The sequence below is a fragment of the Desulfocicer vacuolatum DSM 3385 genome (assembly GCF_900176365.1).
Taxonomy (GTDB): Bacteria; Desulfobacterota; Desulfobacteria; order Desulfobacterales; family Desulfobacteraceae; genus Desulfocicer; species Desulfocicer vacuolatum.
The window spans coordinates 39,183-54,029 of record NZ_FWXY01000010.1; the positions used below are offsets into that span (position 1 = coordinate 39,183).

The 14,847-nt window shown below is 42.0% G+C and carries 10 protein-coding genes and 1 CRISPR repeat array (1 of these 11 cut by a window edge); all 10 genes read right to left on the reverse strand.

Translation table 11 applies throughout. From position 1 onward, the window contains the following. Positions 1-5,531: direct repeats of the CRISPR family, unit length 37 nt; unit sequence GTTTCAATCCTTGTTGTCGTGGATCAAGGTCTGACGG; it begins 2,347 nt to the left of the window's first position. A gap of 157 nt (positions 5,532-5,688) precedes the next feature. Further along, a complete protein-coding gene (gene cas4 / locus B9A32_RS10480) occupies positions 5,689-6,270 on the reverse strand; it encodes a CRISPR-associated protein Cas4 (protein WP_084069196.1) in 582 nt (193 codons plus the stop codon). 3 nt (positions 6,271-6,273) lie between these two features. After that, the gene (locus tag B9A32_RS10485) at positions 6,274-8,559 is read right to left on the reverse strand and encodes a CRISPR-associated helicase/endonuclease Cas3 (RefSeq protein ID WP_084069198.1); all 2,286 of its coding nucleotides are present in this window, start codon (positions 8,557-8,559) and stop codon (positions 6,274-6,276) included. After that, complete coding sequence (gene cas5, locus B9A32_RS10490; protein ID WP_084069200.1) at positions 8,546-9,421, reverse strand: CRISPR-associated protein Cas5; 876 nt, start codon at positions 9,419-9,421, stop codon at positions 8,546-8,548. Before cas5 ends, B9A32_RS10485 begins: the two co-directional genes overlap by 14 nt. Positions 9,422-9,433: 12 nt before the next feature. Continuing rightward, a complete protein-coding gene (gene cas7b, locus B9A32_RS10495; RefSeq protein WP_084069202.1) occupies positions 9,434-10,369 on the reverse strand; it encodes a type I-B CRISPR-associated protein Cas7/Csh2 in 936 nt (311 codons plus the stop codon). Further along, entirely contained in the window at positions 10,366-10,803 is a 438-nt protein-coding gene (locus B9A32_RS10500; protein WP_084069204.1) for a hypothetical protein, read from the reverse strand. Before B9A32_RS10500 ends, cas7b begins: the two co-directional genes overlap by 4 nt. A 9-nt stretch (positions 10,804-10,812) precedes the next feature. Next, positions 10,813-12,366 (reverse strand): TM1802 family CRISPR-associated protein, encoded by a 1,554-nt coding sequence (locus B9A32_RS10505; protein ID WP_084069206.1) that lies wholly within the window; start codon positions 12,364-12,366, stop codon positions 10,813-10,815. A gap of 23 nt (positions 12,367-12,389) precedes the next feature. After that, positions 12,390-13,055 carry a CRISPR-associated endonuclease Cas6 gene (locus B9A32_RS10510; protein WP_084069208.1) on the reverse strand — a complete coding sequence of 222 codons (666 nt, stop codon included), beginning with the start codon at positions 13,053-13,055 and terminating at the stop codon, positions 12,390-12,392. Between the two features lie 2 nt (positions 13,056-13,057). Next, positions 13,058-13,180 (reverse strand): hypothetical protein, encoded by a 123-nt coding sequence (locus tag B9A32_RS22360; RefSeq protein WP_269749019.1) that lies wholly within the window; start codon positions 13,178-13,180, stop codon positions 13,058-13,060. A gap of 204 nt (positions 13,181-13,384) precedes the next feature. Further along, entirely contained in the window at positions 13,385-13,684 is a 300-nt protein-coding gene (gene cas2 / locus B9A32_RS10515; RefSeq protein ID WP_084069210.1) for a CRISPR-associated endonuclease Cas2, read from the reverse strand. A 1-nt stretch (position 13,685) separates the two neighbouring features. Then, positions 13,686-14,717 carry a CRISPR-associated endonuclease Cas1 gene (cas1, locus tag B9A32_RS10520; RefSeq protein WP_332308508.1) on the reverse strand — a complete coding sequence of 344 codons (1,032 nt, stop codon included), beginning with the start codon at positions 14,715-14,717 and terminating at the stop codon, positions 13,686-13,688. Between the last annotated feature and the right edge of the window lie 130 nt (positions 14,718-14,847).

Here is a 14,847-nt window from a genome sequence, read left to right on the forward strand (position 1 = left end):
TCAATCCTTGTTGTCGTGGATCAAGGTCTGACGGAAACTCCCCAAGGATTCCCAGTCACCTAAGTTGTCAGTTTCAATCCTTGTTGTCGTGGATCAAGGTCTGACGGCCTCCGTGTGCTTCACTATTCGAAAAGGCCGGGATGTTTCAATCCTTGTTGTCGTGGATCAAGGTCTGACGGCAGACAACGGGTTGGCAGTCGTGCTTGAGAAATTGGAGTTTCAATCCTTGTTGTCGTGGATCAAGGTCTGACGGCCCGTATCTTCCGTGGCTGAAATGGTGGGCACTTTTGTGGTTTCAATCCTTGTTGTCGTGGATCAAGGTCTGACGGCTCTCAGCCCCATTACATACGCCCCCAGCTCCTGGCAGTTTCAATCCTTGTTGTCGTGGATCAAGGTCTGACGGTTTTGTATGTGGGCATTTGATGACCTCCACTTATTTTTTGTTTCAATCCTTGTTGTCGTGGATCAAGGTCTGACGGACACCCAATCACTGTGTCATCAGTGGTGGTATCAGAGGTTTCAATCCTTGTTGTCGTGGATCAAGGTCTGACGGACTCCGCTTTCTGAACCATCCCCTACTAACAGATCAGTTTCAATCCTTGTTGTCGTGGATCAAGGTCTGACGGATTGAAAGAGTTCTAAGCCCAAGAGCATCAATTTTGTTTCAATCCTTGTTGTCGTGGATCAAGGTCTGACGGATGTTTGATATGGGTGTGCCTTTCAACCAGCTAAAGTTTCAATCCTTGTTGTCGTGGATCAAGGTCTGACGGCTTGGACAATTACAGATAGAGTTTCTTTTGCATCTTGTTTCAATCCTTGTTGTCGTGGATCAAGGTCTGACGGATTCTGCGAGCGTCAGTTTGCGTTTGCGCTTCTGGAGTTTCAATCCTTGTTGTCGTGGATCAAGGTCTGACGGTTCTATTGAAATACCAAAAGAAAACGAAGAGGTGAATTGTTTCAATCCTTGTTGTCGTGGATCAAGGTCTGACGGTTCACCGCCACTGGCATCCAGGTCCCCCTGGAGGAGTTTCAATCCTTGTTGTCGTGGATCAAGGTCTGACGGAAAAAGAAAAGACGCTTGCGGAAGCCGGTGTTAAGGGGTTTCAATCCTTGTTGTCGTGGATCAAGGTCTGACGGAAGACATGATCACCGAGCTGGGCGGCCAGGTGAATCGGGTTTCAATCCTTGTTGTCGTGGATCAAGGTCTGACGGTCATTACAGAACCTCTGCCTCGATAATGGATTCCGCGTTTCAATCCTTGTTGTCGTGGATCAAGGTCTGACGGGGTCCACGGCCCCGGCATACACACGCCCTGTTCCATGTTTCAATCCTTGTTGTCGTGGATCAAGGTCTGACGGTTACGCCTGGCTTTGCCTGGCGGGGCAAGAGGAACTGTTTCAATCCTTGTTGTCGTGGATCAAGGTCTGACGGTCAAGGATACATACCCCCTTGGCGGGGCAGCCCCGTGTTTCAATCCTTGTTGTCGTGGATCAAGGTCTGACGGTGCCTCTGAAAATTGATGATCTGCTGCGGCCTATGGGTTTCAATCCTTGTTGTCGTGGATCAAGGTCTGACGGTAGATACAACACCCTCGCCTATTTGTGCTGCAATGTAGTTTCAATCCTTGTTGTCGTGGATCAAGGTCTGACGGCTGGTAGGGCTTGGGAAAGTTGGAAAATTATTTGCGTTTCAATCCTTGTTGTCGTGGATCAAGGTCTGACGGCACCAGAACAGAAGCTCAAGAAACAACGTTTTTCTGTTTCAATCCTTGTTGTCGTGGATCAAGGTCTGACGGGGGGTGATTTGTTGTCATGGTAGGCTCCTTTTGTATGTTTCAATCCTTGTTGTCGTGGATCAAGGTCTGACGGTTGGGAAAAAAACATAGCCAAAAAAGGAGATTCTTTAGTTTCAATCCTTGTTGTCGTGGATCAAGGTCTGACGGGGTGGGCCTCTCCCTGCCAAATCCATGGTTAAAGTGTTTCAATCCTTGTTGTCGTGGATCAAGGTCTGACGGTTTAGCATTCCCGGGGATACGCCCTCCGACTGAAGTTTCAATCCTTGTTGTCGTGGATCAAGGTCTGACGGCAGCTCGAACAGGCTTTCGTCTATGAGCCATGGGGTATGTTTCAATCCTTGTTGTCGTGGATCAAGGTCTGACGGAAGATGACCAGGGACCCCGACAGCGGTGGACCTTTCAGTTTCAATCCTTGTTGTCGTGGATCAAGGTCTGACGGGGCGGCGGTCATTTCTGAGAGTACCGGGATTTCTATGTTTCAATCCTTGTTGTCGTGGATCAAGGTCTGACGGAGGCGGCGGTTGCCGGGGTTACGGACACCAAGACTGCTGGTTTCAATCCTTGTTGTCGTGGATCAAGGTCTGACGGATTCCTGGACTTCTTCTTTAAGTTCCGGATTGTTTTGTTTCAATCCTTGTTGTCGTGGATCAAGGTCTGACGGCTTGTAAATCAGACAGAGCCATTCCTTGTTCATTTAGTTTCAATCCTTGTTGTCGTGGATCAAGGTCTGACGGCTTTATAATGAGGGTTGCACAAAAAAAAGAACTGTAGTTTCAATCCTTGTTGTCGTGGATCAAGGTCTGACGGCCCAGCCCCGGTGTTTGCCGGGAAATTAATCTAAAAAGTTTCAATCCTTGTTGTCGTGGATCAAGGTCTGACGGACATAAAATCACCAGGCTGTTGAGCCAAATGATCAATGTTTCAATCCTTGTTGTCGTGGATCAAGGTCTGACGGTTGCCCCGGCGGGCCATACCAAGTTACTGGTGGTGAGTTTCAATCCTTGTTGTCGTGGATCAAGGTCTGACGGAAAAGGCAGCATGGTATGAATGTAGCCACTGCCAGAGGTTTCAATCCTTGTTGTCGTGGATCAAGGTCTGACGGTGACGAGGCATGACCGATAACATGGGGGTAAGAGGTTTCAATCCTTGTTGTCGTGGATCAAGGTCTGACGGGTTACCGGATCGTCAGATGACCTTGGTTCTGGCAGTAGTTTCAATCCTTGTTGTCGTGGATCAAGGTCTGACGGCGGTAGCTGACGGCCCCTCTTTGTTGGTCTTTACCAAAGTTTCAATCCTTGTTGTCGTGGATCAAGGTCTGACGGGGGCTCCTCCACCGCAATGGGCACAGTAGTAAATCCGGTTTCAATCCTTGTTGTCGTGGATCAAGGTCTGACGGCACGAGACACACCACCTATTCCGGTCTTTTCTAAAAGTTTCAATCCTTGTTGTCGTGGATCAAGGTCTGACGGTGGCTTAATCAGATCAAGGGAGGCTTTCGACAAGAGTTTCAATCCTTGTTGTCGTGGATCAAGGTCTGACGGGATTGCGACCTCCCTTGTGTCGGAAAAATAAAATGTTTCAATCCTTGTTGTCGTGGATCAAGGTCTGACGGACGAACTCACAAAACGTGGCTATCGATACATAGAACAGTTTCAATCCTTGTTGTCGTGGATCAAGGTCTGACGGAGAATTAAACAGGCACTCGTCAAGGAAATAGATATCAAGTTTCAATCCTTGTTGTCGTGGATCAAGGTCTGACGGCGGGGCTGTGCAGGGCGGTCAAGACGCGAGGGTGGTGGTTTCAATCCTTGTTGTCGTGGATCAAGGTCTGACGGCCCCATCCCCAGGCTTGCGGGAATTGGGCAGTGGGGTTTCAATCCTTGTTGTCGTGGATCAAGGTCTGACGGGGTGATGTAACGGCAGGCAATATAGCATCTGGGATGTTTCAATCCTTGTTGTCGTGGATCAAGGTCTGACGGAGGTTGAAGTGTGGCTGATTGATCGGTATGTGATGTTTCAATCCTTGTTGTCGTGGATCAAGGTCTGACGGGGCTCTTTAGCAATCATGGCATTTGAACCCCGAGCAAGTTTCAATCCTTGTTGTCGTGGATCAAGGTCTGACGGAAACGGCTCCTAAAATTATTGCTTCCTTGCAGTCCGGTTTCAATCCTTGTTGTCGTGGATCAAGGTCTGACGGGGAATGACCACATCAGGTCAACGCTCAATCTTGAGAGTTTCAATCCTTGTTGTCGTGGATCAAGGTCTGACGGCTATATTTGATTTGCTTGGGTCCAATTCCAAAAAATGTTTCAATCCTTGTTGTCGTGGATCAAGGTCTGACGGTTCAAGGCCGTGAACAGGATATGTGGTGTTAAACATGTTTCAATCCTTGTTGTCGTGGATCAAGGTCTGACGGACAAACCACGGCCTTAAAAACGAGCTCGTAACGGGTTTCAATCCTTGTTGTCGTGGATCAAGGTCTGACGGTAAGGGGATACCGCAATGGACACGGATCCAAAGAAAGTTTCAATCCTTGTTGTCGTGGATCAAGGTCTGACGGCTTGGGCTCGGCAAACTTCACTTCCTGACCAGGCTTGTTTCAATCCTTGTTGTCGTGGATCAAGGTCTGACGGCGTTGTACCTGACCCCAGAATTACTCCCCCCTAAAAAAGTTTCAATCCTTGTTGTCGTGGATCAAGGTCTGACGGGAGAGATGAAGAGCGCGATGGCGGATGGATCAATGGAGTTTCAATCCTTGTTGTCGTGGATCAAGGTCTGACGGCGGCTGCGCGAGGTGATCAAACGCATGGAAAATTTGGAGTTTCAATCCTTGTTGTCGTGGATCAAGGTCTGACGGCGTAATGGTTACGCTCACAAACACGGAGGCCCACGCAGTTTCAATCCTTGTTGTCGTGGATCAAGGTCTGACGGAGAGGATCAAAAAATTAGGTACCGATCTTGTAACTTGTTTCAATCCTTGTTGTCGTGGATCAAGGTCTGACGGCGCTGGGCAGTCGTGTCTTCCCGGTATATCCGCATGTTTCAATCCTTGTTGTCGTGGATCAAGGTCTGACGGTTCTGGTTTCGAGTTCTCATCAGCATCAACTTTCACGTTTCAATCCTTGTTGTCGTGGATCAAGGTCTGACGGTTTACTTCTGTTGACATTGCGACCTCTCCTTAATGAGTTTCAATCCTTGTTGTCGTGGATCAAGGTCTGACGGTGAGCCACCACAACACGCCCAATTCACAACCAAAGAATGTTTCAATCCTTGTTGTCGTGGATCAAGGTCTGACGGTCCTTTATTGCTTGATCTCAAAATGCACCAGATCGTGTTTCAATCCTTGTTGTCGTGGATCAAGGTCTGACGGGGTGCAGGGAACATCTTGAGCCGTTGCTGAAACTTTGTTTCAATCCTTGTTGTCGTGGATCAAGGTCTGACGGCGTTTACATCTTGATTGATCTGATCCAGCTTGGAGTTTCAATCCTTGTTGTCGTGGATCAAGGTCTGACGGAAAATCAATGAAAGCCCGGTTTTACTCTGCTAAAAAGTTTCAATCCTTGTTGTCGTGGATCAAGGTCTGACGGGTTGGACTTTGCCTCATTGGCCGCATTCACTACATCCAGTTTCAATCCTTGTTGTCGTGGATCAAGGTCTGACGGTTTGCTTGTTATTTGATTGTTCTTGACGCGGTTTGCTGTTTCAATCCTTGTTGTCGTGGATCAAGGTCTGACGGTCCATTTTGAGATTATTCTTTTTGAGAATAGCATGTTAAACAAATTTTCAAAGAACAATATTACGTTTAGATCTGATAAGCTCATATATTTTACCTTAATTTCATAAGCAGTAAAGTAAAGATATTGTATTGTGTTTATAGAAGATCTCATTTTTTTTTAATTTTCGCAAATATTTCTATAGCAACAGTCCACACATCTTTTCTTTGACGATGTTTTTTTGGGATAATATCCCGTGATTATAATATTAATAACTTCTTTGATCTGTTTATCAAGATTCTTTCTATCTTTATCGTTGAAATTCAAATCTATCAATTTATTTTTTGACCGAGTATAAACGATAAAAGCTTTATTTGCCTTTTTCTGAAAATTATCCTCAATGAGAAGACAGTAGCATAATGCTTGTATTTTATGGGTTTTATAATTTATCTTTTTGTATTCTGCATATTTAAAATCAAGTGGGGCCATGGTATTGTCTGAAAATGTGAGCACCTCGTCAATGACTCCCCGGAGTTGATATTTAGCTGATGATAGATATACATTGGACTGTTTTTCAACAACTTCAAGTTTTTTACGTAAATATGATTTATTAATCAGCGTTTTTTGCTTATGAACTTCTCTACCTTTTAAAACTTTGAAACGATTTCCTTCTTTTTGGGGAATCGACAAGGTTTCCATAAAATAAATGAATCTTGGACAAAAAGTATGTTCTATTAATTGTGAAGGGGTTATGGTTAGCATAGCTTAAAAATTTATTAAAAGGGTTTCTTCGCCCAGCCATCCCCGGGATAGGGAATACTTTGATTCGTCTTGGACCATTTGATGGGGACAGACTTTAATTGGAACCAAAATGTGAAAAGACTGCAAATCTTCTGTTTCTTTTTCAGAAACGTTAATGGTGTATTGAGAAATTTTTTTTATTTCATCTTTCAGCTGGCTTTTATATCCCATTTTTTTATTTAAAGAAAGATTTTTATCCTGAAGTTTATCATAAATATCATCTATCCTATTAAAAAATGAATTATATATGCCTTTTTCAGCTTCAATGAATACTTGGGTAATTAACGGGATTTCTTTCATAAAATGATCAGAGAACTTAGCATAAACTGTCTCAAAATTTAATTTATCCATTTCGGGCTTCAGCAAATAATCTTTTGATGTCCTGTCAAAAGCAATATGAAAGTACTCTTTCAAAACAGACAATAAATTATTTTCCTGAATTTCGGTATGGAAAAGAGCCAGAACTTCATTTTTTAAAAGATCTTTGGCATGATACGGGCAGAAACCTATTGTATCGGTTACCAGTAACTGCGCTGTTTTATTCATTCCCTCCCTATTTTCCCGGTTAATCCTACCGGCGGTTTGAATCATGGAATAAAGAGGGGCAAATTCCCGTATTCCATAATCAAAATCCAGATCAACACCTGCTTCAACCACCTGGGTTGAAACCAATAATGTTTTTAGACCATCTTCCAATCTTTTTTTGACATTTCGGATGATATCGACCCTATGCTTTGGTATAAAATTGGTGTTTAAAAAGAACAATTCTCCTGTTTCTTTTTTGATTTCAAAATCATCTTTCAAATCAGAAAACACATTGAGGGATAATTTTTTTGAATTTACCACGCATAAAAGTGAGCTGTTTTTCTGATAACATGATTTAACTTCTGAAATCAGACCCTCGTACTGATTAATATCCGGGTTTACCCGAATGGAATACCTATTATTAAAATCCAAGGAAAAATATCTATTATCAAGCAACTGTGCAATCAGTTTTTTGGGAAAAAACCGGCTGATTTCGGGCAAGGTTGCAGACATTAAAATGAAATCGACATTAAAATTCGTTGCTATAAACGTCATGGTTTCAGCAACATCCCGGATCAGGATTCTGGGAACTGCCTGGACTTCATCTACAATAACTACCGAATCCCTGATGGTCCAGAATTTGATCAAATCTCTATTTTTATTAGAATAAAAAAGGTTGAACAACTGATTAAACGTCGTAACAATGATGTTGTCTGAAGACCATGACATAGCCAAAAAATCATTTTCCTGACGGGAGAAGTATTTTGTCTCATTTTGTCTCTCTTTTTCATGTAAAAATCCATACACCTTTGACCGGGTCAAATGATGAAACTTGAGAAGTTCTGATTCACCGGTAACAGCTGAGTATTCTTCATAGGTCTGATCAATTATGGACGTCATGGGCAGAGCTGTAATTAACTTTTTTTTACCTTTACTTTGACAGATAATCAGAGCCAAATGAAGGGCTGAAAATGTTTTTCCAATACCCGTAGGGGCCTCTATAATAAAAATTTGTTTATTTTTATTTGCTTGGTATTTATCAAGGATTTCCTGTCTTGCCCGGTTCCTCAGATCTGCCATTTCATTGTTTTTGGATGCGATCAGAGTCACAAGATTGTTTTCATATTTTTTCCAATGATGAACAGTACTCTCAGTATAAGATCTTTTAAAAATAGCCTCGTACTTATCTGAAAAAATCAATCGGGAAAAAACTTCCTTTATCAGAAAATAAGTCTGAATACCAGTCAGTCCATTTTCACTCAGGAAGTCCCCTTGACCAAACAAGTCACAGATTGCCTCTATATCCGGCTGTTGCAGACCACCCAATCGTTGGCATATTGTTTCAAGTCGCTTATCCAAATTCGGATACATATCTTCCAAATCATCTACATCCTGGAATTTATTGTAAAAATAGATTTCAGTATCTTCCAGGTTTCCGTGGTGTTTTATTATGGCATAAAAAGCCGCGAATATTTCAGGGGTCAACTCAAATTTTTTATTTTCCAAAAAGATAAGAGCACTCTCAAGTGCATGGGTGGTGAAAGATTTCTTTCCTTCACTCTGGATATAGCTTTGAAATTCCCGGGTCAATTTACCGAGATCATGAAACCAAGCAGCTTCCTTGTGGAGAATATCTTCAAAGGAAGCTGCTGAATGTCCCAGGTGATTCTCCAGTGGATAATCTGGATGTGAGTAATAATCTGAATTGATTTCAAATAAATTCACAATGGAATTGTCCTTCCCGGCAGTCCATACAATACACAGGTGTTTCTTTTTTCATCAAAATCGGGTTGTCACAGATAACAATATGCTGATAATTTCTATATTCCCTTTGTCCACAACTTCGGGTGGCCATGAAAACCGTGGTGTATTTTTTGTCTGCTTCAAACTGAATATCTGTTCCCTTGGCAGTAAAAGAATGTCGGGTGTCAGATTTTATTTTTTTACAGGTATGATGAATAAAACCATAATTTGCAGGGAATTCAGAATTGCCCATATAAAATGAGAAGGAAGTTTCATGGTTTTTCAATTTTGAAATAATTTGCTTTTCATATTTGAAATCTTTGATAAAAATCAGGTATTCAGGATCCATGAGTAACTCCCTGAAAATAGGTTTCGGTGATCGGAACCCCTTTCCCATGATCTGTGCGCATTTGTCCATGGATTTATCCACAACTGTTTTTGCCGTTTGAATTTTATCCCCGGCAGTAGAAAGAAACCTTTCTTCTGCCTTGGTTGGTTCTTTTTTCTCCTCTAAAAAGGTCTGCTTTTCAACAAGAGCCTTATATTTATTCTGTTTTTTCCCGTAATCGGCAATGGCGTTAAATTTAATTTCAGATCCTTTTGTATAATCGGCCACATAGTTCTGGGCAAAACTTTTTTTTCGGATGGGCCGGGTCATAATCAGAGAATAGGAAAAATTAAAATATTCGGGATCATTAAAATAATCTGAATAATCAATCCCGAGAACAGCAGCCAACATCCCACCAACAGTTGTCTTTGGCGGAATGGGAAAACTTAAGTTCTGGGTGATGGTTAAAGGATCTCTGAAGGCCCCAAACCGGCTCCATATTTTTAAACAAAACATAGACCCTCCAGTTTATCCCTTTTGAATTCCCTGACTGGAAAAAACAACTTCGTCCACGATGTTCACTTTGGGAATTTCTGACAATGCTTCCTGATAAGATGACAAGGAATCATCAAGAACAATGTCCACGGACTCGATAAACAAATCTGCTTTGGTAATGGCGCTGGCCAGGCCGGAAAAGTCCAATTCAGCATCAGATATCCGACGGATCATTTGAGAATCTTCATTGCCCAAGGCCACTAACTCATCCAGAAGACCTATAAAGTAAGAGGATTCTTCCTTATAAATGATGCGTATCATCATTCTGGGTTTCTGTCCCTGCTTGCTCCGGGTATTAAGAAGTTTGGTTCCGAACCAGAGTGAATCCAACATCTTCTGGATATCTTCTTCTGTGGTGGATGCTTTAAGGGCCTGGAGTCGATTAACCGTTCCATACATGGCAAACAGGCCATAAGGGATGTAATTATCCGCTCTGAAGGTTTTGCTGTTTTTTTCCTGACCGTCCTTTCCTTTCGTTGCAAATGCCCCGGTTCCCGGTTTCAAAACAGTCTCTGTTTTGTTCAGGGATTTGGTCCAGGCAAACTGAACCGGTCCCACCAGTTGAATATTACTTTTGGGGGCTACCCCACCAAACAGGCGGTTATCTATGCAGGTCAAAAAAACATCCCGCCCGTCTTCCAGATTGCTTTTATCCTTGATCTGGTCAAACCGTTCTTCTGCCTGGAGACCACCTGAAATAATTTCTTCGTTGTTTATATAAATCAACTCCTTTTTCCGGTATTGAAGATCGTCCCGGACGGTGCGCTTTATACGGACATCGCTGACAATGGCTTTTTCATCCACATCATCAAATCTGGGAGCATTGTCACTGCCCATATCGCCGTTAGGATTACACATCCTGGCATCCCAGAGAAAAAGCAGTTCACTTTGTCTGGCGCAATTATTCATTCTTTTGTCTCCTTTTCCACTGATTTTTTTTGTTCTTCTTTTGAGTATTTACCGTAATCATCAAATCCTGCAACAAAGGCAAAGGATATTTTTGCACTGGACATGCCGGCCGCCTTGTCAACCGGTGTTTCATGGGCCAATTTTCGAACTTCGGACTGATTCCGGATGTTCAGTTTTAATTTTTGTTCGTACCGAAATGCGATTTCGAAAATTCGCTCAAGATTACGATAATTGATAATCTGGTTTGACAGCCAATTTTTGAAGGTGGTGTTTTCCCGGCTTACCCTGGAATAAAAGGATGAATTGATCACTGCCTTGGAATAGGCACCTATATAATAGGCTTTCCGTATGGCCGGGGTTGCATAATATCCTGTTTTGTCGGCATCTTTCCGCCTCAGGAAATAGTCTTTGAATGAGCTTTTTTCCTCGGGCATGTGCTTTTTTTACTCCTTGATTTTGTTTAATTGTTGAAAAAAAGACAGGATGCTCTGTTCCTGCTGTGTATAGGTACTGGAGTAATTAATCCAGTCTCTGACACCATTGTTAATTCTTTTTTTATGGGCATAATCATATTCCCGGTTGAATTCAAACCGCTTCATCAGATTTTCCATGGAAATTTCTGCATCGGTGAGAAGTAGACGGGCCAAGTGAAGACGCTCCTGCAAAATTCGGTTTCCGTTGTGCTTCTGGGTTTTGCTCAGGACAAAATACAACTCATCACGGTTAAAATAATCCTGGAGATAGGTCTTGTTTTTTATCTTGGCTTTGAGTTCGATATTTTCATTAATTTTTTGTTCTCGCATTGCGTTCACCACCAGGGACAGTCGGCTGGGCATGACGTCCTCAATGGAACCTTTTACTTCAAAAGAGAGATTGGTTCGGTTGATAACCGTAAAAATAAAATCCAGGGTAACGGCATTTTTCAATTCAGCCAAGTAATCTGCCTGGATCTTGAATTCCGTAATATACCCTGTGTCCATCTTCTCAATGGTCTGGGCCATCTCTTCACAGTTCTTTTCAAGCTCTTGAATTTGTTCATTCAATCCGGCAACAGGTTTCTTTTTTCCCTTTGGAGGTCGCCGAAGTTGCTCCAAATTTTTTAAAAGGTTCTTTTCTTCCGTTCTCAATGCCTGTAATTTTTTGGGTTTTCCTTTTGTCATGGCATTGGCCTTGACCAACCGGGATATAATTTGCCTGAGACTTTCATCATCATCCATGATCAAATTGGGAAGAAGTATGTACTCCAAGCCCTTATAATAAAAGACCAATTTTTCCAGAATATAGATCCAAGCCAATTTAATTTTTCCGGCGCTTTCAAATGATAGTGGGAAATTGTCCCGGACCCGATGGTTCAGAGAGCCATGGTATTGGTCATAGGAAAAAATCTTAAATTCCGGCCTGAATCCCACAATGGTCTCTTTCCCCGAGAAACTATCATATCCAGGAGCGGCTTCTTTCAACTGGGTAACCGGCAATTCAAACCAATTGTTCCAAACTTCCGGCATAAGGTCTGGCAGAGTCTTGCCGTTTATTGATATCCAAAACCAGAATATCCCGCCTTTTATCTCATTAAGCATTTCCAAAACGGGATGTTCTTTGTTCATTTCAAAAAACTCCACAATAATCAGGGCCAGGGATTGATTCTCTTCCCGGGAAAATTTAAGGATACTGCTTTTCAATGTGTTGGTTAATAAAGATAATTTGGAAGCAAGGGTTTGTTTGTCTGTTAATTTTAGCACCAAATTCGGGTATAGATAATAAATACCTCCACCGGCTCCCCCCAGTTTTTTGGTGAAAAACATGCTTTCTTTTGAAACGGAAGAACGCCGAAGATCCAGGCTGATATTATTGTCAGTGGAAATCGTAAAATTAAGATTGAAATATTCAGGCTCATCTCCGGGCTTTAATATTGTATCCGGGTTACTTCTGATGACCCCTTTGATATCGTCTTGGGTTAGGACATTTCCGATTCTCCAAAGTTTATATGCCAGGCTCATGGTGTGATCCCCTTAAATAAAATTCATATACATTTTTTAATGCAACCGTAGCCCCTTGATACTGACTTTCCGATACCAGTGTGATCAGGAAGTAAAAAATTGGTTTTGAACATCCCCTCAAACCCAACCATGGATTTTCCCTTTAAGGTGGCTTTTGCCTGCCTGAAATTCAGAGTGGATTGAATCCTTTGGTCCTGTTCCAGATGACAGCCCAGGTACTTGGCCATGGATAGAATATTTCCTGTCAGTATCCGTTTTAACAGGGCTCTTTTATCTTCAATTGTTTTCATGTCCTTAAATTTTCCATAATTGCGTTGGTTCAATGCAATCCAAGGTGTAATAAATTCATACACAAAAGTCTCCTTAGAAAATCCGAAATCCACATTTTCAATTTTAATATCCTTTTCGTTGATCGGGATTATTCGTCCTCCAATATCAATTTCGTCGAGGGTCAAAAAAATTTTTGTAAACACCTGTACCGCTTTTTCAGTCAACGCAATAATGCAGGGAGTTTTGTCAATAATTTTGAATTGGATCAATGGATACCGGTAAATATACTTGCCGGTATCAAGATCATGGTTGTGGATCAGATCGTACTCTGAAAAAACATTGCCGACATAACCTCTCAGTTTATGAATTTGAGACGGGTTGAGGCGGATGTTATTGAAATATAAGGTCGCTTTTTTCATTTTTAAAAATTCTGCTTTTCTACATTAGAATGGAAGTGGAGGTCATCGGCCAAATCATCTGTTGCCGTGATCGCATTGTTTTTGTCTGGCACGATTGAGCTGTCAGGATGGATAAATGATTTCATCTTTTTCACCCCTTCAGTTATTATTTCCAATTTACATTACAACTAAAGTGATATTTTATATATTAGTGGTCAAGCCTCGATAAAAAAACTTGCATTTTCATGAAATACTCTCATATTAAAGGCTATCCAGTATGTTAAGGTTGAAACAAATGTTGTCATGCATATTGGTTTTATATCCATAATAATAAGGGCCGCTAAACCGATTTAAAAGAACTTAGACAAAATTTCATCATTCACTAATTTTTTATCAAACCCCTGTCCTAAAACCTGGATGCGGCGAAAGTCATCCTGGCAGAAGGGAAATAGATAGACGCTGTCCGTGTCCTCATCCATAAGGTCCAGGCAGAGTTCTGCCAGTTCATCGAAACGATTGGTGTCCAGGCGACCGAGGAAGATGCTGTATTGAACCCGGGTGAGGCCGTATTTTTTGCACACTTTGGCAATTTTGTTCCGGGCTTTGTCTTCGACAATGTCATACATGATCCAGGCCAGGATGGAACTCATGTTAAAACTCCTTTATTTTGAGCCAGTCGGGCCGGGCCATGCCTGAATCTTCAAGAAGGATATTGGCAAGGCGATGGGCCTCGTGGCTGATCAGATGTTTTCTTTTGACATTTCTTCTTGCGTACCGGACTTTTTCTTCCAAATGTTTGTTAAGGGCTTCGATCACCTGGGGTTTACCTTTGATATTCAGGGTGCAGGAGCGTTCCTGAATATCAAAGTATTCATCCTTTGCCTTTTTCCCCGTAAAAAAATAGACTGCCACTTGATCGGCGAAAATCCGGAATGGCTCAATCAAGTCGAAAACCATGGATTTTTTATTATAATTATCCGTATGCATGAACCCGACAAAGGGATCAAGGCCTGCAAGGATACAGGCCTTTTCCACCCGGGAATAGAGTACTCCGTAGCAATAATTGAGCACTGCATTGAAAGGATTCAGAGCTGGCTGCCTGGAGCGTCCTTTGAATATGTATTTTTCCGGCATTAATTTTGCTATACAGGAAAAATAAGCCCGACCGGCCGCCCCTTCAAGTCCCATGATCATGGAGCGGGATTCTTCAATATCAGTCCAGTCTTCGTCCAGAGATTCAAGGGATCCTTCAATGGTGTGGATAGGAGCTTCAAATTTTTCTTTTTTATCCGGCCTGGCGTATTTGAGTTTTTTAAGAAAGGCGATCTGGTTGTTCAATTTTTGTCTGATCATTCCGATTACTAATGATAGACCTGTTTCGTCTCCTACAGCCTCCAGTTGTTTCCGGCGGATCATGGCAGTGGAACCCATTTTAGCAAACCAGACTCTTCCCATGGGGAATCCATATTTATCAAGGAAGATTATGTCAATATTATGTTCTAAGGCCAGCGAAATGGCGGGTGTGGAAATCATGGCTTGATTGGAAATCACGATGGATTCCAGTTTTAAAGGAGATAACTCAAGCTTATTATCCTTGTTTTGGAACAAAAAAATTTCGTTCTTCTGTTTGATCAAGGTACCTGGGGAGTTGACTACAAGTTGGATGGCGGATCTCCTTAAAATTCATGTGTCACACTTTGCCACAATGTCAAATTGAGAATAAAAAAACTTCAACATATAAAACAAACAATGAATAATATATATTCAAACAATTTGTCAACCCCGACATTCAATTACATATATAACAACATTG

What these genes read in the sequence shown, in the direction of transcription:
- cas7b (WP_084069202.1), bottom strand. Translation starts at nt 10,369, where the DNA reads ATGAATAATTGCGCCAGACAAAGTGAACTGCTTTTTCTCTGGGATGCC.
- cas5 (WP_084069200.1), bottom strand. Translation starts at nt 9,421, where the DNA reads ATGTTTTGTTTAAAAATATGGAGCCGGTTTGGGGCCTTCAGAGATCCT.
- cas2 (WP_084069210.1), bottom strand. Translation starts at nt 13,684, where the DNA reads ATGAGTTCCATCCTGGCCTGGATCATGTATGACATTGTCGAAGACAAA.
- B9A32_RS22360 (WP_269749019.1), bottom strand. Translation starts at nt 13,180, where the DNA reads ATGAAATCATTTATCCATCCTGACAGCTCAATCGTGCCAGACAAAAAC.
- B9A32_RS10500 (WP_084069204.1), bottom strand. Translation starts at nt 10,803, where the DNA reads ATGCCCGAGGAAAAAAGCTCATTCAAAGACTATTTCCTGAGGCGGAAA.
- cas4 (WP_084069196.1), bottom strand. Translation starts at nt 6,270, where the DNA reads ATGCTAACCATAACCCCTTCACAATTAATAGAACATACTTTTTGTCCA.
- B9A32_RS10505 (WP_084069206.1), bottom strand. Translation starts at nt 12,366, where the DNA reads ATGAGCCTGGCATATAAACTTTGGAGAATCGGAAATGTCCTAACCCAA.
- B9A32_RS10510 (WP_084069208.1), bottom strand. Translation starts at nt 13,055, where the DNA reads ATGAAAAAAGCGACCTTATATTTCAATAACATCCGCCTCAACCCGTCT.